The following is a 19,903-nucleotide window of genomic DNA, read 5'->3' on the forward strand; positions in this document are numbered from 1 at the left end:
GCTATTGATAAATAGCTTATAATGAAATGATTTTAATCAGTATGAATTATGCAGATTTTGGTGGTTGAAAAACAGAATGTTTCTCAAATTTTGAAAAGGATTCTTTATAAAAAAAGTTTAACGGAATTTCTTTATGTAATTTATAAACAATAAGATTTGCTGTATAAGGCGTCAATATAAAAGCGGTGTTTACATGACAAAGCATATGTTTGTGGTCTTTAAATGGTAAGTCTTTATGCTCTTTATGATTTTCTTGATGAGATACCATTTGCTCTCCGTAGTGTTCTGATAGAAACTCAATAAAAGTGTCTCCGTAAGTTTTTTGGTGAAACTTAGCATGTTCCAATAGCGTATTTAACTTTGAAATGTCTTCAATGTTAATGTTGAAACTTTGAATAAGAATCAAAAACGAATAAATTATAGCTACTAGTTTACTCATACCATTACAAATTTACTAAAAAAAGACAAATATTAAGTGTGTTAAATGTTACACAGGTGTTTAAAAATAAGCTTTTAGTTGAATAGAGCCTGTATGGATTGTTTTACTGGTTTCAGTTTTTCTGCCAAAATAACTTAGGTTAAGATCTAAAAAATCTGTCAATTTTTTTTGAGCTAATAAACTCCAGGTAAAGTTTTTTCCAGGTTGTAAGCCTTCCAAAATTTGGTAGGCAACAGGTGTATTTGCGTTTCCATCGTATATGTTTGAAAAGTAATTAAACTCACCATTTATAGCACTTTTTTGACTACTAGCTAAAGAGAAAGACACACCGTATTTTTGTTGTTTTAAAGATTCTAAATTGCCAATGGTGTTTTCTTTATTCGCGAATTGATAAAATATATCAAAGCTAGAATTATCATTAAATAAATAGGAAAGTTTAGGATTAAATCTGGTTTCATCAAAATTATAATTTTTACTAGTAAAATTTTCACTAATACTTTCGTTATTATCAAAAGCAGTGAGTAAATTAACTAACCAATTTTCAGCTATTTTATGGTTAAAATTAATTTGATGACTTTTTAAGCTGTTTTCAATAAAACCTATGGATAAAATATTACGAGTTGTATTGTCAAGAAAAGTGTAAGACGTTGTGAAATGTTGTTTTCCGCGGTTAAAAAAGAAAACATTTCTAAAGTTTAACTGTAATCCTAATTGGTCTTCTTCATTATTTTCAAAAGGGTTTAAATTAAAACTATTACCCTCACGTTTCATTTTTCTATCAATTAAATAACTGGTTTGATTGTAAAAATGAGACCAGAATTTTTGTGTTTTACTTTCTGAAACCGACCATTGTGAAGGATTTATTGTAAGTGTTTGACTCAGCCTATTTTGATGCGTTTTTATAAATATTCTATTGGGTAAAAGCACTCTAATGTATTTGCCTTGATCTTGAAATTGGGCAGTTTCAAACTCTTCTAGTTCTTGTATACCGTTTTCATTATAATCAATCCAAGTGTACGCACCTTGTCCTGCTTCAACTTCAACATAGGTAAAATCCTGTTGAGGCAATGTGCCCGAATTAGTCTCGAAAATGGTATTCCATTGTATAAGTTGATTAAATAGTTTTTGATTAAATTGTAATCTAGAATTTACAGATTGTTCATCTTCAATAGCTTCATCTTCGCTTTTTAAGTTTCTGTAGTTGGCATACAATGATAAATTGGTGTTTTTGTTCTGAATGATTTTAGAGTCTAAATAAAAGGTGTTCGACGTATTTACTTTTTGTAATTCGTTATTTCTTATACTGTCGTTAACTCTGTTTTTATAACCAATTTCAGCAAAAACAGTTGTACTATCCCCAACACCAAAAAATAATTCATAAGACTTAAATTTTTGGCTTAAAGGCGTCAAGATTTGAGTTGAAGTGTTTTTTTGTTCATTATCTTCAATAGCTAGTTTTGTTCCCAACCAACTTTTTTTCATGCTGTAAGTAACACGATTGTAAGACCTTAAAAATGTTGATATATTGGTGTTTGAATTAGCATTTAAAAAGCTTGAATATGACGAAATATTAAATTTATTCAGAAGCAAATTGGCATTAACAATATGCCTGTTACCATTAAAACCATCAGAAAAGTTTAGATGTTCAAATTGATAATTTGCATACCCTTTTTTATGATGATACATTCTAAAACCAGAATTTAAAAGTAATTGATTTCCTAAATTAAGGCCTATGCCATTTATATTGGTTTGGTCTAAATTCCAATCTCGGTTAAATTCTGGATTGTAAAGTCCTTCAATATTTCGGTAGTCAGAACTTATATAATCACTATCCATAAAAACGTTAAAATTCCACAGACTATCTTTTTTAATAAGCGCTTGCTCAATATTTATTTTTCCAGCAAATCCATCATTGTTTGTGTCATCAATATTGGAAAATAAGTTTAAATCATTCTTGCTTCCCGAAGCTTCAAAATTTATGCTCGTTTTATCAGAGGGTTTATAGCTACCATTTACAACTGCAATTTGCAATTTTGTTGGAGCTACAAGTTGCACAATTGGCGCATAGTTTCCTTGATTAATACCTGCATATTCATAAATATTATTAATGGCATTCGTGTTGCTTAAAATATAATCACCTTGATTATTTCCAACAAAGGAGAAGCGTACTCTGTATAACTCATCGTCTGGATTATTAGAAAATACAAAGGCTTCATTACCATTAATAAGTTCCTTTTTGTATAAAATTCTGTTTTCGTTTAGAGATTCACGAACTTCTGATGGAGCCGCCATTTGCGTTCTATCATCTCCTGCTGCAGCTAAAATTTGTACTTGTTCTTCTGATAAGTTTTGTTGTAAAGGTTGATTTTTAGCATCATTTTCAGAATATACGGAAACACCAATATTTAGTTTTTCACTTTTAAAATTGCCACCGCCGTAAGCTACAAAACGTGAATAATTTCTATCGCTAAACTGATAATCAACAGTAATACGCATCTCTGAAGTTATAGGAAATGTAGAATTAAAAATAATTTCACCGGCATTATAATCTATAATATAATCTTGGTCTTCACCACGTTTTACAGCAACACCGTTAACGTAAACCGTTTCGCTACCAGAAACAATAAGCACAAATAATTCGCCGTTTTGCCCTTGCAGTTTATAAGGCCCTTGATTGCCTTCTTGAGCAATAAACTGGCTAGTGGTAAATTGCCCGCGAACTATAGCGCCAGCAGCAAATAAATGCGTTTGTTTTTCTTCTTCTCCTAAATTAATATTTACGTTTAAACCTTGAACACGCTTAGAAAAATTAACAAAATAGGAGTTAGTATTAACTAAATCTATATCGCCTGCACGTATATTCCAACGGTCGCTAAATAATTCAATAAAAACCTGATCAAATTCGTCTAAACGTTGGCTGTAACCGCTTTCTTGTAAAGGAATATTTGCATCCTGTATAGAAGCTCTAAGCGAGACTTTATCGTTTAATTTTCCAGTAATTTGAAGGTCTAATTCACTATTTAAAACCGAGTTTTGATTGTTTCCAACAGTGACGCCTCGAGAAATACTACCCGAAGTTGTTAAGCCGTCAAACGGAATAAAATTATTTGAAGTATTAGATTGCGAAAGTTTGTATAATGTTTTGATATTACTATTATCTTCAACTATAATATTTTCATCTAATTGCTTGTAAGTTTTGGTTAAAAACTCTGGAAATTTTAAGTAATTTATAATTATAGAATCAGTTTCAATAGGTTTTTTAAAAGTTAGAATAGCTTTAGAAAAATCAACAACATAAAAAGTAGAGTTTATAATTGTATTATCCTTTTTTTGGATAGAAAATGAATTAGGATTAATGCTTACATTTTCAATTTGAATAGAATCCTTTACAGCAACTTTTTTAGTTTTATAGTTAGAAGTTTGGCTTTGCGAAAACCCGCAAAAACTAATTAATAAAATAAAATGAGTAGCTAATATTTTCATATTGTGTTATAACAATAATAAAACAAAATTATTATTAAATGTTTTTGATAGTCTTATTTAGTATGTTTATTTATAAAAAATTATTCAAAACGTTTTAGTTGCAATTTTTAAAGCTATTAATTGTAATATTTTTTTGTTTTTGTGGCTTTTTTTTTAATATTTGTAGTAAATTGTTTTCAAAAACATATTTAAAGTAATCTATACTATTTCTATTTTTCTCTCACTATATAAATGCGCTAGTTCTATAAATTAATTGATGTTATTTTATTAACTAGAATTTTTGACTAATTTTTTAATCACCAAAAAGTTTTTTTTGGTTTAATACTTTTATATTATGAAAAAATATTTTGTTTACCTATTTGTTTCTTTATGTTTCCTGCAATCTTGTGAAGTTACTGAAACTGAAAGCCAAAAAGAATTAATTGAATTTGACAAAGTTGAGAATCTTAAAACTTTGAGTGTCGATAATCAAAGAGTGGCATTTAAATTATTAAAAAATGAAAGCAAAGCCTTTTTGTGGAAAAATAGGCTTGATAATCTTTTAAATAGTGAAGATCTTTCGTCTAATCAACGGACTTTAATTGTTGAATTACAAAATTATATTAATCCCAATCTTTATGATAATGGAAGTGCTGAATTCTCAAAATTAGATAATAAAGTGAAAGATTGGGCTTTTAGAAGTGAAAACCATTTTACGAGGTATCAATTGAGTACTTATTTTACAAGAATAAATAATCCCCCTGCATATAGCCAAAGTGGACCTGGAGATGATGATTCACCTATTGTTCCACCAGTTGGCCAAGGTGGTGGCGGTGGTGATGATTGTGCTTGCAATACATCAGAAGATTATTGTTTATGGGGCGCTAATTGTGACAATTCTTTAAATTGCGAAACAAGTTACAAAGGATGTGGATTACTATGGAACTCTCCTTGCAATGGATTATGTGATTAATCTTCTATAATTAAATTATGAAGAAGTATAAGAGTTTAATTATTCTATCAATTTTAACAACACTTATAGCTATTTTTAGCGGTGCTATTAATTGGGTGTTTCAATTTATATGTGTTGGTATATTATATTTTATTTCAACAATGCTATTGTTTAGGAATGGTTTTTTTAAAAAAAAACCTCTTTATGCGGTTGTAATAATAATTCCATTTCTACTAATTTATGGGTTTGTAGTAATTGGTAGATTAATTCAATATAATGAAGTGCATACTTTGCCTATTTTAATAATTCCAATTATTAGTGTATTGTTTGGATATTTATTTTCTTTCTTTAATCTAAAAAACTCTTCAAAATTGATATATGCAATTATCATTATTATAATAGGATATATAGGAATGCCTAATTGGCTAAATTTTGCTTTTGATAAGGAAAACCCAATAAATGAACCGTTTCCAGAATTAGTACTAAGTGATATAAACCAGAAACCATTTAAACTAAAAGGAAACAAGGTAATTATATTGGATTTATGGTCTACGAGCTGTGGTATTTGTATAAAAAAATTTCCTGATTTCGAAAAGTTAATGCTAGACTATAAAAATGATTCTGAAGTAGAGTTTTACACATTGAATCTGCCTTTAAAAAGAGACAGTATAAGAGATATAACATCGTACGTTTCTAAATATAAATTTCAATCTTTATTTGCTGAAAAATATGATTCTTGGAGCAAGTTAAATAATGAAACAGTTCCAAAAATATTAATTTTAAATAAAAATAAAAATATAGTATATAAAGGTAGAATGAATGATAAATGGTATCATTTTTATAATAATATTGAAAATCTAATAATGAAGTATAAGAATGAATAAGTTTAAAGTTTTATTTTTTATTATTTTACTCTCATCTTGTAAAGATAAAGTTGCAAATAAATATGAATTAATTACTGAGATTAAAATTGAGAATAATGAAATAAATTTTGGTGAAATATCTATAACGGATACATTATTTAAGACTATTAGGGTTAAAAATACAGGCAAAAACCTTTTAGTAATTGACTCAATTGGAGCTAGCTGTGGATGTACAATAGTTAATTATGATAAAGCACCTAGAAAATTTAACGAAATTGTTGAGTTGTCTTTGAGGTTTATTCCATATGAAAAAGGCCAAGTAAATAAGTCCATTATTATAGATGCAAATACTGATCCTCCATTCAACATCCTTTATTTAAAAGGGGAAGTTAAATAACTTTTTAGTCCTGTTTTTTAACAGGACTTTTTTATTTTAGCTAAAAACTCTTAGTTATTAAAATGAAAATTATATCCTATAACGTAAATGGTATTCGAGCTGCCATAAATAAAGGTTTTATAGATTGGTTAAAAGCAGCAAATCCAGATGTTGTGTGTTTACAAGAGATAAAAGCATTAGAAGAGCAGTTAGATTTAGATTTGTTTAATGAAGCTGGTTACAATTATAATTACTGGTTTAGTGCACAAAAAAAAGGGTATAGCGGTGTTGCTATTTTAAGTAAAAAAGAACCTGATCATGTTGAATTTGGAACAGGGATAGAATCTATGGATTTTGAGGGTAGAAATCTTCGCGCAGATTTTGGCGATGTTTCTGTAATGAGTATGTATTTGCCTTCGGGAACCAATGATGCCCGTTTGCAACACAAGTTTGATTATATGGACATGATTCATGACTATTTACATAATTTAAGAGCTGAAACTCCAAACCTAATAGTTTGTGGTGATTATAATATTTGTCATGAAGAAATTGATATTCATAATCCAAAAATGAAAGGTGTTTCAGGGTTTTTACCCGAAGAAAGAGCATGGTTAGGTAAATTTATTGATAGCGGATTTATAGATTCTTTTAGACACTTAAACCCGGAAAAGCAAGAATATAGTTGGTGGAGTTACAGGGCAAACGCACGCGCAAACAATAAAGGTTGGCGTTTAGATTATGCTATGGTATCGCAATCTTTACAAGAAAACATAAAAAGAGCCGTTATACTCACTGAAGCAGTTCATAGCGATCATTGTCCTATACTGTTAGAAATTGAACATTAACGAATAATAATCAATAAAATAACCCAAATAAAATGATTAAAAAAAGCACATTTCTAGTATTAGTTCTAGTAGTTTTAGCATCCTGCGTTTCCCCAAAAGTTTATAAGGAATTAGAAGCAAAATATGCCGATTTAAAAAGTCAAAACAGAAAACTTTCTGATGATAATGATGCGCTTTTAAGTGCTAAAACAGCAGCCGAAAACGAATTGAAACAACTTCAATCTGTATATGATGAGGCTGTTGCACAACGTGATAAATTGCAAGCCGATTATAATGCTACAAAGTCTAATTATGATAATCTAAAAGCTTCGTATGATGCTTTAGAAAAAAACAGTTCTGCCGCTATAGCAGCTAATTCTCAAAAAAACAGAGAATTATTAGCACAATTAGAAGCTAAAGAACAAGCGTTAGCTGCTGAAAATGTACGTTTAGAAAAACTTAAAAAAGAGTTAGAAAATCGTTCAAATAGGGTAGCGGAGCTTGAGAAAGTTATAGCAGATAAAGATGCTGCAATGACAGCATTAAAACACGCAATTTCAAGAGCATTAACCGATTTTGAAGGTAAAGGATTAACTGTAGAGCAACGTGATGGAAAAGTTTATGTATCTATGGAAAATAAGTTGTTGTTCAGTTCAGGTAGTTGGGCAGTTGGTAGTGAAGGTAGAAGAGCAGTACAACAGCTAGGAAGCGTTTTAGGAGACAATCCTGATATTGCTGTTTTGATTGAAGGACATACAGATAATGTGCCTTATCAAGGTAATGCACAACTAAGTGGAAATTGGGATTTATCAACTAAACGCGCAACAGCAATAGTTAATATTTTAAGAGAAAACCCATCTATCAACCCAGAGAATTTAACTGCTGCAGGACGTGGAGAATATGCTCCTGTTGCAAGCAATGCTACTGCAGAAGGAAAAGCAAAAAACAGACGTATTGAAGTGATTTTAACACCAAAATTAGATGAATTATCTAAGTTGTTAAACGAATAATTTATAAACCTTAACATACTTTTAAGCCTTTCAGTTTTAAATCAACTGAAAGGTTTTTTTATCTTTAAACTTTTCTTTATATAAATCTTCAAATGAAATACACAACTCTACCAACCACCAATATAAAAGTTAGTAAAATATGCTTAGGTTCCATGACCTGGGGAAACCAAAATACCGAAGCCGAAGGACATGCTCAATTAGATTATGCGTTTAATCAAGGCGTTAATTTCATAGATACCGCAGAGTTATATCCGGTTCCAGCATCGGCAGAAACACATGGAAGTACAAGTAAAATTATTGGAACTTGGTTAAAAAAGACAGGTAATAGAGATAAAGTTATTTTAGCAAGCAAAATAGTAGGTAGAACAAGCGATTATGTAGCGCATATAAGAAAAGATGGATTTAGTTCTATTGAAGATGCTATAGATAAAGAATTAAAACGTTTACAAACCGATTATGTTGACTTGTATCAATTACATTGGCCAGAGCGCTTGACCAATACTTTTGGTAAGAGAGATTATATTCATGAACCTGATGATGAATGGAAAGATAATTTTAATGAAGTATTACATGCGTTAGATCAACAAATTAAAGCAGGTAAAATTAGGCAAGTTGGCTTATCTAATGAAAAAGCTTGGGGAACCATGCGCTTTCTAGAAGAACATAAAATGAATAACAATTTACCTCGAATGATAACCATTCAAAATTCATATTCTTTATTAAATCGAACCTTTGAAGGCGATTTAGCCGAAGTTTCAATACGAGAAAACATTGGGTTATTGGCCTATTCAACTTTAGCATTTGGAATGCTTACGGGTAAATATATTGATGGAACGGCTGGCCCAAATTCAAGATTAAATCGTTTTCCTGGAATGGCACGTTATAGTGGTGTTCGTTCTCAAAAAGCAACTAAAAAATATCTAGAACTAGCCAGAGAACATAATATAAGTTTAACGCAAATGGCTTTAGCCTTTGTAAACCAACAGCCCTTTTTAACTAGTAATATTGTTGCAGCAACAAATTTAGAGCAACTTAAAGAAAACATAGATAGTATTAATTTAGATTTGAGTAAAGAATTGTTAGCTAAAATAAATGCAATACATGCTGAAACACCTAATCCAGCGCCTTAATTTTTTCGTGTTATAGTATTTAAGTATTCCCTGAATCTGACTTTCAAATTTTTAAAGCAAGTTTTTTTACGGTTTTACCACAGCATTATTTTCATGTTTTCGACAAAATACATGTATTAGCTTACTTTTTGTCTAAGAAGTTATAATTTATAATTTAAGTTTAGAGTAAACAAAGTTTCTCTCCTTTGGTTAATTAAACAGAATTTATTATTAACCTTAATTATACAATTATGAAAACGTATTTTAAAAAACAGCTAAAATTTGGAATTCTATTTTTGGGAACTCTATTACTACAGTTTTGTTCAAAGGAGAATACCGAAGAGACTGATTTGCATGTAAATCAAAATTCTGAATTACTCGAAATTTTTAAAAGATGGGGGTTTTCAAAAGAAGACATTAAAGAATACCCGAATTCATATGTGGTTTCTGGAGACATTGTTTTTTATAAAAACAAAACATACTTGTCACCGTATGATGATAATAATTCAAAAAAACTTTATTCAGAGAACAAAAAAGGTAAGCAGAAAGCATATCCAATATCTGTAACTATTAACAATATAAATGTTTATTTAAATCCAGGAATGGATAGTAATTGGATTTCGGCTTCAGTAGAGGCAATTAATCGTTGGAACTCTGTTAATTGTTCAACCCTAAACCTAATGAGGGTATTTAATATCAATGATGCTGATATTGAAATTCTTTTTGACACAGACGAAACGGACTTAATATCATACCCTTTTGTCCCTTTATCTTTATATCAACTTGGAAAAGCTGATTGGCCAAGTCAAAGTGGTTCAGATGGTATACCTGGTAGAAAAATTTGGATAAATCCTGATGTCGATTTTTTTAATGGTTGTGGATTCAATATAAATCAAAGTAATAGAATTGCAAATGTGCAACATGAGTTAGGACACAATTTAGGTCTCACTCATTTAAACGACCCGGCAGGAATTCAAATTCCTAATACACCTTTTTCTGATTCTGAATCTATAATGAAAGGAAGCGCTGCCTGTACTATTAACGATTTTAGCAATGCAGACAAAATCGCTGTTAAATTTTTATTCCCATGTCTCCCAGATCCTTTCTCGTTGAATTGGGACTATGGAACAATACCAGAGCGTAGCTCAGATTGGGCATGTGCCACTATAGGTTCTGGTTCCGAGATTTATTATTTCTTGAAGTTGAGTATTTGGGAATTGGAATTATCAGATGTGATATATATTGATAGGTTAGGACATCGATTAAATGGGAATAACAAATGGATTAATATTGGAAGAGCGAAAGCCTTTAAAATAGATACTAATGGAGTTATAGTTGCTATATCACATTGCGGTATAATTTTTGAATCTTAAAAAGTGTTTTTGGTTTTAAAAAAAAACCCGCTAACTTAAAAGTTGCGGGTTTTTTTTATTATTTAATTTGTTTACCATTTTTATCAAAAAAATGATATTCTAAGTATGTGTAAGCATCTCTTGGTAAAACTTTAACCCATTTTTTGTGTTCAAAAAACCATTTTGAACGTACAGATGGAAAGCCTTTAGTTAAAAAGGCTGCTATAAAAGGGTGTGTGTTTAAAGTCACCTTTTTATAGTCTTTTTTAAATAGTCTTTCAAGATCGTGAGTAATTTTTTGCACGATTCCTATTGGTGCTTCAACCTCAGAGCCATTAATTATCTCATCAGGGTTTTCCTCACGAGTTTTAATGTTCATTTCTGGGCGAACACGTTGTCTTGTAATTTGTATCAATCCAAATTTACTTGGAGGCAATATTTTGTGTTTTGCTCTATCATCTTTCATTTCTTCACGAAGATGATTGAATAGCTTTTGCCTGTTTTCAGCATTAGTCATATCAATGAAGTCTACTACTATAATGCCACCCATATCACGTAATCGTAATTGGCGAGCCATTTCTGTAGCGGCTATTAAATTGACTTCCAGCGCTGTGTCCTCTTGATTGTTTGCTTTGTTTGATCGGTTTCCGCTGTTTACATCTATAACATGTAGTGCTTCAGTATGTTCTATTACTAAATAAGCACCTTTAGCCATAGAAACGGTTTTACCAAATGAGGTTTTTATTTGTCTTTCTATTCCAAATTTTTCAAAAATTGGAACTTTAGACTGATACAATTTAACTATTGATTCTTTTTTTGGTGCAATTTCTTGCACGTAATCTTTAATTTGAATGTAAAGCTCTTCATCATCTACATGAATACTGGTAAAAGTATCGTTAAATATGTCTCGTAAAATAGACGAGGCTTTATTCATTTCACCTAATACTTTTGTAGGATGATGTGCTTTGTGTAGCTTTTTACACATTGCGGTCCAACGACCTAGCAAATTTTGTAAATCTTTATCTAGTTCAGCTACTTTTCTGCCTTGTGCTACAGTACGAACAATAACGCCAAAACCTGGTGGAGTAATACTCTTTACCAAGCGTTTTAGGCGATCTTTTTCTTCACGATCTTCTATTTTTTGTGAAATAGAAATACGATTAGAAAAAGGGACTAAAACTATATATCTACCAGCAATTGAAAGCTCTGAGCTTATCCTTGGGCCTTTTGTAGATATAGGTTCTTTTACTATTTGTACTAATAGCGATTGATTAGATTTTAAGACGTCGGCAATTTTGCCATCTTTCTCAATATCTTTTTCAAATGGGAAATTTTTTAAAGAAAAATCTCTTAGTTTACCTGTGCTTACACGTTTTGTGAATTTTAAAAGGGAAGGAAGTTTTGGGCCTAAATCATGATAATGCAAAAATGCATCTTTCTCATAACCTACATTTACAAATGCAGCATTTAGCCCAGGAACAGCTTTTCGTATTTTGGCTATAAACACATCACCAACCGAAAAGTCGTTACTATCTTCGTCTTTCTGTAATTCAATAAGTTTTCCATCTTTTAATAAGGCAAAATCAACATTATCGGAACTAGATCGAATGATCAATTCTTTATCCATTTTGTTAATTTTAATCCATCATCTTTTAAGATGACAGATGGATTATACATTATTTTTTCACAGGATTTTTAATATCCGTGGAGTTCAAAAAAACACTTAAAATAGCGCTAAAAAATTCATGAACTCATTTCAAAGAACTTGTTGTTTTTAAAATCAAAAAAAGTAGCTAATCTAACTACTTCTTTGATTTATTTTTTCTTTTTGTGACGGTTAGCGCGTCTACGTTTCTTACGCTTATGCGTCGCTACCTTATGTCTTTTACGTTTTTTACCACTTGGCATAAATAGTGTCTTTTTAAATTAATAATTCGTTTTGATGCTTTTATTTAACTTCTACATTTGTTTTAACGCCTTCAACAAAAACTTTTGCAGGCTTAAATGCAGGAATATTATGAGCTGGTATTTTTATAGTTGTATTTTTTGAAATATTTCTACCAGTTTTTTCGGCTCTTGTTTTAATAATGAAGCTTCCAAAACCTCTTAAATAAACATTATCACCACTTTCTAAAGAAGTTTTTACTTCTTCCATAAATGTTTCAACAGTTGCTTGAACATCACCTTTTTCAATTCCTAATTTTTCTGAAATTTTTGCTACTAAATCAGCCTTCGTCATTTTAATATGTTATTTTAATGTTACTAATAATTCTAAAAGGGATGCAAATATAGGAATTAAATATTCAATATTTCAAACCTAATTCATTAAAATTTAAGATTATAAACGTTTATTTTTGCTAGCTCTATTTAATTAACTAATGACATTTTCTAAAACTTTAACACATTGGTATTCAATTAATAAGCGAAACTTGCCTTGGCGAGAAACTAAAGACCCGTATTATATTTGGCTGTCAGAAATTATTTTACAACAAACACAAGTTAAACAAGGCTTACCTTATTATGAGGCTTTTGTTGCCAAATATCCAACAGTTTTTCATCTTGCTAATGCCAATGAAAGTGAAGTTTTAAAATTATGGCAAGGTCTTGGGTATTATTCTCGTGCTAGAAACTTACATACTACTGCAAAACATATTGTAAATGAATTAAAAGGTGATTTTCCAAATACCTATAAAGAGTTGTTGAAACTTAAAGGTGTTGGCGATTATACAGCAAGCGCTATAGCATCTATTTGTTTTAATGAAGCAACAGCAGTTGTAGATGGTAATGTTTACAGGGTTTTATCTCGCTATTTTGGAATAGATACACCAATTAACTCATCAAAAGGGGCAAAAGAGTTTAAGCAATTAGCGCAGAAACTTATTGATAAAAAAAATCCTGCAGAATTTAATCAGGCTATTATGGAATTTGGTGCTACACAATGCAAACCCAAAAATCCATTTTGTGATGTTTGTCCTTTTAATAATAGTTGTGTTGCTTTTAATACCGGTGCGATTAATACTTTGCCTGTTAAAATTAAATCCGCGAAAGCGAAAAAAAAGCATTTTAATTTTTTAGTATTCATTTCTGAAGATTCTAAAACTATTTTGCAAAAACGAGAAGGAAAAGGTATTTGGCAGAACCTGTATCAATTCCCTTTAATTGAAACTGAAAAAAAGGTTAGCGTTATAGACTTTAAGAAACATTTAAATAGTAATGATTTAATTAAAGGCGTGCCTTTTAAATTGTCCTTATATAATAAGGAGTCTATAATTCATAAATTATCACACCAGCATCTTTACACAAATTTTTGGATTATAAATGTTGAAAAGCTTTTAGTTAAAGGTCTTCCAATACACAAAATACATGATTTTGCAGTGCCTATTTTAATAGGGAATTTTATAGAATCGTTTCATTTTGAAGAACAATTAACAAAAGGATGAATTTTGATTAATCACCCTCTTTAAGAAGACAATCTAAAAATAAGAATATCTTATTTTTGATTAGTTTAGTATTCACAATCATATTTTTTTATTAATTTTAAAAAAATGGAGTGCAATTCGTTATTCGCAAAGTAATTCTCGATTAAAAATTGAGTTTCCTTTGGAATTGTCATTCCCGAGACATCGGGAATCTAAAAGTAAAGAAATGAAGAAATATTTCTTTACTTTTGCCCTCTTATAAAAAAGTAAATATGTCTGGAACTTTAAATAAAGTAATGCTAATAGGGTATTTAGGAGATGAAATAAAAATGCATTATTTTGAAGGTGGAGGATGCATTGGTAGATTCCCTTTAGCTACTAATGAGACTTACACGAATAAGCAAACTAATGAACGTGTTACAAATACAGAGTGGCACAATATTGTAGTTAGAAATAAGGCTGCTGAAATTTGCGAGAAGTATTTAAGTAAAGGCGATAAAGTATATATTGAAGGTAGATTGAAAACCAGAAAATGGCAAGACGACAAAGGAAATGACAGGTATTCTACCGAAATTCAATGTACAGATTTCACATTCCTTTCCACTAAAAAGGAAAGTGAAAATAATGCGTCATCAAATAATCCAACGGCACAAAACCCAATAGTTACTCAGCAACCAAGTAATGAGCCTATAGAAAGTGATAATGATGATCTTCCTTTTTAAGTTTAACTAAACCATTAGTATTTGGACCCTGACCCTTCGAGTTTAAAACTGTTTATTATGGCAATTGATTTTTCAGTTGTTTTTGGTTTTGCATTATTGTTTTTGCTTTTAGTTTGTTCTGCACTTATTTCTGGTGCCGAAGTCGCACTATTTTCACTTACCAGAACAGATATTGATAATGGTTTAGAAGCAAAATCTAAACCCATTGAAATTATTTCAAAACTATTAGACCGACCAAAAAAACTATTAGCAACCATATTAGTAGCCAATAATTTTATAAACATTGCTATAGTTATATTATTTGCGTTTTTAGGGAATAGTATTTTTAAAAATATATCTCCAGAGTGGTTAAAATTTACCATCGAAGTTGTTGTTGTTACTTTTTTAATCTTACTTTTTGGTGAAATTTTACCTAAAATTTATGCCAGTAGAAACAACCTAAAGTTTGCAACATTTATGGCATATCCGCTTAGGGTTTTAGATGTAGTTCTATCGCCAGTAAGTTTACCTATGCGAAGTGTAACTTTAGCTATTCATAATAAGTTAGGAAAACAAAAATCTAATTTAAGTGTAGACCAGTTATCGCAAGCTTTAGAGTTAACAAGCGATGAAGATACCACCAAAGAAGAGCATAAAATTTTACAAGGAATAGTGTCTTTTGGTAATACTGATACAAAACAAGTTATGCGTCCGCGTATTGATATTTTCGCATTGAATATAGATCAAAAATATGCTGAAATTATGCCAGAAATAGTTGAAAACGGCTATTCCAGAATTCCTGTATACAAAGATAATATTGATACTATTGAAGGTATTCTATATGTGAAAGATTTACTACCCTATATAGATAGAAAACAATTTGATTGGACAAGTTTACTTAGAGAACCTTTCTTTGTTCCAGAAAACAAAAAGTTAGATGATTTGATGGCAGAATTTCAGGAAAAGAAAGTACATCTAGCAGTTGTTGTTGATGAGTATGGAGGAACATCTGGATTAATTTCTTTAGAAGATATTATTGAAGAAATAGTTGGAGATATTAGCGATGAGTTTGATGATGAAGATTTAACGTATTCAAAACTAGATGAAAATAATTATGTGTTTGAAGGGAAAACAGCACTTAAAGATTTTTACAAAATAATAAAGCTTGAGAATGACACGGTTTTTGAAGAAAATAAAGGTGAAGCAGAAACTTTGGCTGGTTTTGTTCTAGAAATATCGGGTAGTTTCCCAAAACTAAATAGCAAAATAAATTTCGAAAACTACGTTTTTACTATTGAAGCTATGGACAAAAAACGCATCAAATTATTAAAATTTACAATTACCTAATGGCTAAGTATTTTTACATTTTAGTTTTAGTGATTTTCTGTTTTTCGTGTGGAGAAAATTATGTGCCAAAACCTAAAGCTTTTCTTCGGTTAGATTACCCTGAAGCTAAATATGTAGATGATAACTTAGATTTACCTTTTTCGTTTGAGAAGAATATTTTAGCTAAAAAAGTAGTGTCAAAAGAATTAAAAGCACCAACTAAAAGTTATGGCATTAATTTAGAGTACCCATCATTAAAAGGAACTATTTTCTTAACCTATAAAGCAGTAGAAAATAACAAAAAGAACCTTGAAGACTTTTTAAGAGATGCCCAAAAGTTTACCTTAGAGCATACACAAAAAGCAGATGAGATTCCTGCTTATCCTTTTGAAAGTAATAAACGAAAAGTTTATGGAATGCTCTCTGAAGTTAAAGGAAATGTGGCATCACCAGCTCAATTTTATGTTACAGATAGTGTAAATCATTTTTTAACTGGGTCTTTATATTTTTATGCTAAACCCAATTACGATTCTATTTTACCTGCTGCCAATTATTTACAAAAAGATATAAGGCACATTATGGAAACTATACAATGGAAATAAAAAAAGCATCTTAATTAAGATGCTTTTTTTATTAATTGTTTTTAAACTTATTGAACATCTTCCTTTTTATTAGAAAAATCATTAACGGTTTTCATATCACTTACTTTGTAAGTATCTGATACTTTTGCAACAGTTTCAGTTAATAAAGTAGGTGTAACTTTAGCTTCATTATATTCAACCATGGCTAGTTTTTTATCAAAATCTACTTTAGCAGACTTTACACCATCCATTTTAGCAATTTTCTTTTGAATTTGTGCAGCACAACCCACAGCACATGTCATACCATCAATTGTAAATTCTGCTTTAGCATATGTTGCATTTGGGTCTAATTCTTTTACAGTTTCTGTTTCAACTTCAACGGTTTTAACTTCTGGTTTAGCTTCATTTTTACAACTTGTAATAATTGCTAAAATTAGTGCTAAGTTTAAGATGTTTTTTATAATTTTCATTTAAAACTATTTTATAATTAAGTATTTACAAAACTAATAAATATTAAGGTGGTATATGATTGAATAAATAAATTTTATGATTTTTTTATTACGACTTTGGAAGTTATTTCTTATTTTGATTAGGTAATATCATAGAATTTAAACTAACTAATCACAATATAACATGAAAAAAATATCACTTCCTATTCGTTTTGGTTTAGTTACCAGCGCTGTTTTAATTGCTTATTTTTTAGTTTTAGCATTATTTAATAAACATACAAACCCAGCATTTAGTTTTTTTAATGCTTTTATAACTGCTTTCGGAATTTATGAAGCTATACGTTTAACAAAGTTAGAGGACATAAATAATTTTACTTATGGTGAAGGTTTTAAAACAGGTATAATTACTGGCTTTGTTGCAACAATAGTTTTTACTGTTTTTTTTCTGTTTTATGCTACCGAAGTTAATGGCGAATTTTTATCAGAATTATTTAGTAATATAAAAAGCGGATTCAATACAGAAATAGGTATGGTAACCTTTGTGGTAGCCATTATGGGGTTTGCAACAACAGTAGTTTCTGCACTAACAGTTATGCAACTTTTTAAAAAATCTGGAAATATGCCTCAAAATCAATAAAACGTTTGTAGTTTAATTAATTAGCAGTATATTTGCACTCATTTTTTGAACAAATTAATTAATAAAAACGTTACGCTATGTACGCAATTGTAGAGATAGCAGGGCAACAATTTAAAGTTGTTAAAGATCAAAAAGTTTTTGTTAACCGTTTACAAACTGAAGAAGGTAAGAAAGTTTCTTTCGATAACGTACTTCTTTTAGGTGATGGTGACAAAGTAACTGTTGGCGCCCCAGCTATAGGCGGAGCTCAAGTAGGAGCAAAAGTCTTAAAGCACCTTAAAGGTGATAAGGTAATCGTTTTCAAGAAGAAAAGACGTAAAGGTTACCGTGTAAAAAATGGACACAGACAATCTTTAACTGAAATTGTTATTGAAAGTATTGTTGCCAGTGGAGCAAAACCAGCTAAAGCTGAAAAAGCAGCTCCAAAAAAAACAGCTAAAAAAGCAGAACCAAAAACCGAAGCTCCTAAGGCTGAAGTAAAGAAAGCTGCTCCAAAAAAATCAGCTGCTAAGGCAGATGATTTAAAGAAAGTAGAAGGTATTGGTCCTAAAATTGCTGAAACTTTAGTTGCGGCAGGAATTACAACTTTTGCTGAATTAGCTAAAACAAAACCAGCAAAGATTTCTGAAATCATTGAAGGTGTTCGTGGTAATCATGTTACTGATACATGGCCAAAGCAAGCTAAATTAGCTGCTGATGGTAAGTGGGATGAATTACAAGAATTACAAGATAAATTAGATGGTGGAGTAGAAAAGTAATTCTATAGCACCTTAATATTAACAATATAAAAACTTAAGACAATGGCTCACAAAAAAGGAGTAGGTAGTTCTAAGAATGGTAGAGAATCAGAATCGAAACGTTTAGGCGTTAAGATTTTTGGTGGTCAAGCTGCTATTGCTGGAAACATTATCGTAAGACAAAGAGGAAATACACATCACCCAGGTGAGAATGTATATTCTTCAAAAGATCATACATTACACGCACAAGTTGATGGCGTTGTAAAGTTTACTAAGAAAAAAGATAATAAATCTTATGTTTCTATTGAGCCTTTTGAGGCTTAAGAAATAATTTTCTTAACAAGAATAAGAACCCTTTCTGTTTACAGAAAGGGTTTTTTTGTAATTTTTTTTACTTCAATGTAAAATTAATAGTTAATTTTAGTAGTTTTTAAATGTTTTTTTGATTCAATTAATCTTTTTAACTTTTTAAATTTTTTGGCTAAAAAGCAAATTTACATCATAGTAATACTCCTATTTTTCAGTATAAGAAATGTTAGTGGACAAATTGACCTAAAAATTGGTGCAAATATTGGAGGTCAGGTTTCTAGTTTAAGAGGTTTAGAATATGAAACTGAAAATAAATTTGAATTAGTCCCAATGATTGGGCTTAATCTAGAGGTTTCATTTAGTCCATCGGTTTCAATTGTCACAGGAATAAATTTTGAACGCTGGAAAAAGAAAAGAGACTTTGCATTATTTGATCCATTTGCAGTACCTGAAGGAGAAACAAGTTACATTGAAGGCTATGATTTTTATAATGTACCTTTCTTAGTCCGATATAAATTTGGGAGTAAAAAAGATTTTTTTATTGATGCTGGTGGATTTATGAACTATTTTAATAAAGGAAGACCAAATAGAAGGTACTCGTCACTATTTATACAATTTGAAGACTATAATTTTGGAGCAGTGTTTGGAGTAGGTAAAACTTTTAATATCACCGATAAGATAAATATTGATTTACAATTGAGAGATGAGTTAGGTTTAACAGATGTAAATAAATATGAATGGGAAATAAGAGGAGAAGTAATGACTAATACAATAAGAATGATAGCTACAGTGAGCTACGAATTGTAAATTGTATTATTTCAAAATATCTCTCACAATTTTTAAATGATGTTTAGTATGCATTTCTAAAAAACGTAGTGTCTTTTTTTTTGATAACATTCCAAAAATAAAATGTTTAAAATAAGCTGATTTAGGTAGTGTTTTTAACCTTTCAATATGTGCTCTGGCAGTTTCTAGTTGATTTTTTAAATCCTTTTCATGAATAATTTCTGGAGGTAAAACAAATTTTGGAGCCTTACCTTTTCCTCTTGGTATATAGTTTAGCCTAAATAAAATACTTCGCCAAAAATTAAATTTCCATTTGTAGTCTTTTGGGTTAGAGTTTTCTGTCCATTCACATACGGAATTAAATACTTTTAAAGCATGATCTAATTGCCAACCGACAGTAGATTTAGAAACTTTTGGATTTTTTTTATCAATAGATAAAAGATAAGTCTCTATTTGTGACAACTGATTTTGTAAAATAGTATAGTGTTTACTGCTCATAGTTTGAGTTAAAAATTAAAAGATATTAATAAAATTCGTAACTTTAAGAGATTGCATTCGCAATAATCAAAAG

Annotated in this window: 21 protein-coding genes; 15 read left to right on the forward strand and 6 right to left on the reverse strand. The window is 30.1% G+C overall.

Features of this window, described 5'->3' with window-relative positions; translation table 11 throughout:
- Positions 1 to 46: 46 nt before the first annotated feature.
- A complete protein-coding gene (locus MBM09_RS03100; RefSeq protein ID WP_238675393.1) occupies positions 47 to 439 on the reverse strand; it encodes a hypothetical protein in 393 nt (130 codons plus the stop codon).
- Between the two features lie 60 nt (positions 440 to 499).
- A complete protein-coding gene (locus MBM09_RS03105) occupies positions 500 to 3,922 on the reverse strand; it encodes a hypothetical protein (RefSeq protein WP_238675394.1) in 3,423 nt (1,140 codons plus the stop codon).
- Positions 3,923 to 4,256: 334 nt separating this feature from the next.
- Between MBM09_RS03105 and MBM09_RS03110 the strand changes: the two genes are divergently transcribed.
- From MBM09_RS03110 to MBM09_RS03140, 7 genes are all read left to right on the forward strand, one after another.
- Complete coding sequence (locus MBM09_RS03110) at positions 4,257 to 4,874, forward strand: bacteriocin fulvocin C-related protein (protein WP_238675395.1); 618 nt, start codon at positions 4,257 to 4,259, stop codon at positions 4,872 to 4,874.
- A gap of 17 nt (positions 4,875 to 4,891) precedes the next feature.
- Positions 4,892 to 5,737, forward strand: a complete 846-nt coding sequence (locus MBM09_RS03115; protein WP_238675396.1) for a TlpA disulfide reductase family protein — start codon at positions 4,892 to 4,894, stop codon at positions 5,735 to 5,737.
- Complete coding sequence (locus tag MBM09_RS03120) at positions 5,730 to 6,113, forward strand: DUF1573 domain-containing protein (protein ID WP_238675397.1); 384 nt, start codon at positions 5,730 to 5,732, stop codon at positions 6,111 to 6,113. Before MBM09_RS03115 ends, MBM09_RS03120 begins: the two co-directional genes overlap by 8 nt.
- A gap of 62 nt (positions 6,114 to 6,175) precedes the next feature.
- Positions 6,176 to 6,937: an exodeoxyribonuclease III gene (locus MBM09_RS03125; protein ID WP_238675398.1), complete on the forward strand. Its 762-nt coding sequence runs from the start codon at positions 6,176 to 6,178 to the stop codon at positions 6,935 to 6,937.
- A 32-nt stretch (positions 6,938 to 6,969) separates the two neighbouring features.
- Complete coding sequence (locus MBM09_RS03130; protein WP_238675399.1) at positions 6,970 to 7,926, forward strand: OmpA family protein; 957 nt, start codon at positions 6,970 to 6,972, stop codon at positions 7,924 to 7,926.
- Positions 7,927 to 8,018: 92 nt separating this feature from the next.
- Complete coding sequence (locus MBM09_RS03135; protein ID WP_238675400.1) at positions 8,019 to 9,056, forward strand: aldo/keto reductase; 1,038 nt, start codon at positions 8,019 to 8,021, stop codon at positions 9,054 to 9,056.
- A gap of 230 nt (positions 9,057 to 9,286) precedes the next feature.
- Entirely contained in the window at positions 9,287 to 10,408 is a 1,122-nt protein-coding gene (locus MBM09_RS03140; protein ID WP_238675401.1) for a matrixin family metalloprotease, read from the forward strand.
- Between the two features lie 58 nt (positions 10,409 to 10,466).
- Here MBM09_RS03140 and MBM09_RS03145 read toward each other — a convergent pair whose 3' ends face one another.
- Both MBM09_RS03145 and MBM09_RS03150 read right to left on the reverse strand, forming a co-directional pair.
- Complete coding sequence (locus MBM09_RS03145) at positions 10,467 to 12,014, reverse strand: ribonuclease E/G (RefSeq protein ID WP_238675402.1); 1,548 nt, start codon at positions 12,012 to 12,014, stop codon at positions 10,467 to 10,469.
- A 321-nt stretch (positions 12,015 to 12,335) separates the two neighbouring features.
- Positions 12,336 to 12,626: an HU family DNA-binding protein gene (locus MBM09_RS03150; protein ID WP_042242127.1), complete on the reverse strand. Its 291-nt coding sequence runs from the start codon at positions 12,624 to 12,626 to the stop codon at positions 12,336 to 12,338.
- Between the two features lie 139 nt (positions 12,627 to 12,765).
- On the opposite strand from MBM09_RS03150, the gene mutY reads away from it, so the two are divergent.
- The 4 genes from mutY (at position 12,766) to gldD (ending at position 16,435) form a co-directional block, all read left to right on the forward strand.
- On the forward strand, positions 12,766 to 13,827 hold the full coding sequence (gene mutY / locus MBM09_RS03155) for an A/G-specific adenine glycosylase (protein WP_238675403.1): 1,062 nt from the start codon (positions 12,766 to 12,768) through the stop codon (positions 13,825 to 13,827).
- Between the two features lie 251 nt (positions 13,828 to 14,078).
- Complete coding sequence (locus MBM09_RS03160; protein ID WP_238675404.1) at positions 14,079 to 14,528, forward strand: single-stranded DNA-binding protein; 450 nt, start codon at positions 14,079 to 14,081, stop codon at positions 14,526 to 14,528.
- Between the two features lie 21 nt (positions 14,529 to 14,549).
- Complete coding sequence (locus tag MBM09_RS03165; RefSeq protein ID WP_238675405.1) at positions 14,550 to 15,854, forward strand: gliding motility-associated protein GldE; 1,305 nt, start codon at positions 14,550 to 14,552, stop codon at positions 15,852 to 15,854.
- Positions 15,854 to 16,435, forward strand: coding sequence for a gliding motility lipoprotein GldD (gene gldD / locus MBM09_RS03170; RefSeq protein ID WP_238675406.1), 582 nt, complete (start codon positions 15,854 to 15,856; stop codon positions 16,433 to 16,435). Before MBM09_RS03165 ends, gldD begins: the two co-directional genes overlap by 1 nt.
- A gap of 47 nt (positions 16,436 to 16,482) precedes the next feature.
- On the opposite strand, the gene MBM09_RS03175 is transcribed toward gldD, so the two are convergent.
- Positions 16,483 to 16,884 carry a heavy-metal-associated domain-containing protein gene (locus MBM09_RS03175; RefSeq protein WP_238675407.1) on the reverse strand — a complete coding sequence of 134 codons (402 nt, stop codon included), beginning with the start codon at positions 16,882 to 16,884 and terminating at the stop codon, positions 16,483 to 16,485.
- Between the two features lie 163 nt (positions 16,885 to 17,047).
- Here MBM09_RS03175 and MBM09_RS03180 point away from each other — a divergent pair, with 163 nt between their 5' ends.
- The 4 genes from MBM09_RS03180 to MBM09_RS03195 all read left to right on the forward strand — a co-directional run bounded on the left by MBM09_RS03180 (position 17,048) and on the right by MBM09_RS03195 (position 19,353).
- Positions 17,048 to 17,500 carry a DUF4199 domain-containing protein gene (locus MBM09_RS03180; RefSeq protein WP_238675408.1) on the forward strand — a complete coding sequence of 151 codons (453 nt, stop codon included), beginning with the start codon at positions 17,048 to 17,050 and terminating at the stop codon, positions 17,498 to 17,500.
- A gap of 77 nt (positions 17,501 to 17,577) precedes the next feature.
- Positions 17,578 to 18,258, forward strand: a complete 681-nt coding sequence (rplU, locus tag MBM09_RS03185; RefSeq protein WP_238675409.1) for a 50S ribosomal protein L21 — start codon at positions 17,578 to 17,580, stop codon at positions 18,256 to 18,258.
- 42 nt (positions 18,259 to 18,300) lie between these two features.
- Positions 18,301 to 18,561: a 50S ribosomal protein L27 gene (gene rpmA / locus MBM09_RS03190; protein ID WP_166960674.1), complete on the forward strand. Its 261-nt coding sequence runs from the start codon at positions 18,301 to 18,303 to the stop codon at positions 18,559 to 18,561.
- 153 nt (positions 18,562 to 18,714) lie between these two features.
- The gene (locus MBM09_RS03195; RefSeq protein ID WP_238675410.1) at positions 18,715 to 19,353 is read left to right on the forward strand and encodes a PorT family protein; all 639 of its coding nucleotides are present in this window, start codon (positions 18,715 to 18,717) and stop codon (positions 19,351 to 19,353) included.
- A gap of 6 nt (positions 19,354 to 19,359) precedes the next feature.
- Here the strand turns inward: MBM09_RS03195 and MBM09_RS03200 are convergent, their stop codons facing one another.
- The gene (locus MBM09_RS03200; protein WP_238675411.1) at positions 19,360 to 19,830 is read right to left on the reverse strand and encodes a DUF1569 domain-containing protein; all 471 of its coding nucleotides are present in this window, start codon (positions 19,828 to 19,830) and stop codon (positions 19,360 to 19,362) included.
- Positions 19,831 to 19,903 lie beyond the last annotated feature (73 nt).

Source organism: Flaviramulus sp. BrNp1-15 (assembly GCF_022259695.1).
Lineage (GTDB): Bacteria > Bacteroidota > Bacteroidia > Flavobacteriales > Flavobacteriaceae > BrNp1-15.

Bases quoted from the DNA above. Each gene is read 5' to 3' on its own strand.
- MBM09_RS03125 (WP_238675398.1), top strand. From the start codon at position 6,176: ATGAAAATTATATCCTATAACGTAAATGGTATTCGAGCTGCCATAAAT.
- MBM09_RS03145 (WP_238675402.1), bottom strand. From the start codon at position 12,014: ATGGATAAAGAATTGATCATTCGATCTAGTTCCGATAATGTTGATTTT.
- MBM09_RS03135 (WP_238675400.1), top strand. From the start codon at position 8,019: ATGAAATACACAACTCTACCAACCACCAATATAAAAGTTAGTAAAATA.
- rplU (WP_238675409.1), top strand. From the start codon at position 17,578: ATGTACGCAATTGTAGAGATAGCAGGGCAACAATTTAAAGTTGTTAAA.
- MBM09_RS03100 (WP_238675393.1), bottom strand. From the start codon at position 439: ATGAGTAAACTAGTAGCTATAATTTATTCGTTTTTGATTCTTATTCAA.
- MBM09_RS03115 (WP_238675396.1), top strand. From the start codon at position 4,892: ATGAAGAAGTATAAGAGTTTAATTATTCTATCAATTTTAACAACACTT.
- MBM09_RS03110 (WP_238675395.1), top strand. From the start codon at position 4,257: ATGAAAAAATATTTTGTTTACCTATTTGTTTCTTTATGTTTCCTGCAA.
- rpmA (WP_166960674.1), top strand. From the start codon at position 18,301: ATGGCTCACAAAAAAGGAGTAGGTAGTTCTAAGAATGGTAGAGAATCA.
- MBM09_RS03140 (WP_238675401.1), top strand. From the start codon at position 9,287: ATGAAAACGTATTTTAAAAAACAGCTAAAATTTGGAATTCTATTTTTG.
- MBM09_RS03175 (WP_238675407.1), bottom strand. From the start codon at position 16,884: ATGAAAATTATAAAAAACATCTTAAACTTAGCACTAATTTTAGCAATT.
- MBM09_RS03105 (WP_238675394.1), bottom strand. From the start codon at position 3,922: ATGAAAATATTAGCTACTCATTTTATTTTATTAATTAGTTTTTGCGGG.
- MBM09_RS03150 (WP_042242127.1), bottom strand. From the start codon at position 12,626: ATGACGAAGGCTGATTTAGTAGCAAAAATTTCAGAAAAATTAGGAATT.
- MBM09_RS03160 (WP_238675404.1), top strand. From the start codon at position 14,079: ATGTCTGGAACTTTAAATAAAGTAATGCTAATAGGGTATTTAGGAGAT.
- gldD (WP_238675406.1), top strand. From the start codon at position 15,854: ATGGCTAAGTATTTTTACATTTTAGTTTTAGTGATTTTCTGTTTTTCG.
- MBM09_RS03200 (WP_238675411.1), bottom strand. From the start codon at position 19,830: ATGAGCAGTAAACACTATACTATTTTACAAAATCAGTTGTCACAAATA.
- MBM09_RS03180 (WP_238675408.1), top strand. From the start codon at position 17,048: ATGAAAAAAATATCACTTCCTATTCGTTTTGGTTTAGTTACCAGCGCT.
- mutY (WP_238675403.1), top strand. From the start codon at position 12,766: ATGACATTTTCTAAAACTTTAACACATTGGTATTCAATTAATAAGCGA.
- MBM09_RS03130 (WP_238675399.1), top strand. From the start codon at position 6,970: ATGATTAAAAAAAGCACATTTCTAGTATTAGTTCTAGTAGTTTTAGCA.
- MBM09_RS03120 (WP_238675397.1), top strand. From the start codon at position 5,730: ATGAATAAGTTTAAAGTTTTATTTTTTATTATTTTACTCTCATCTTGT.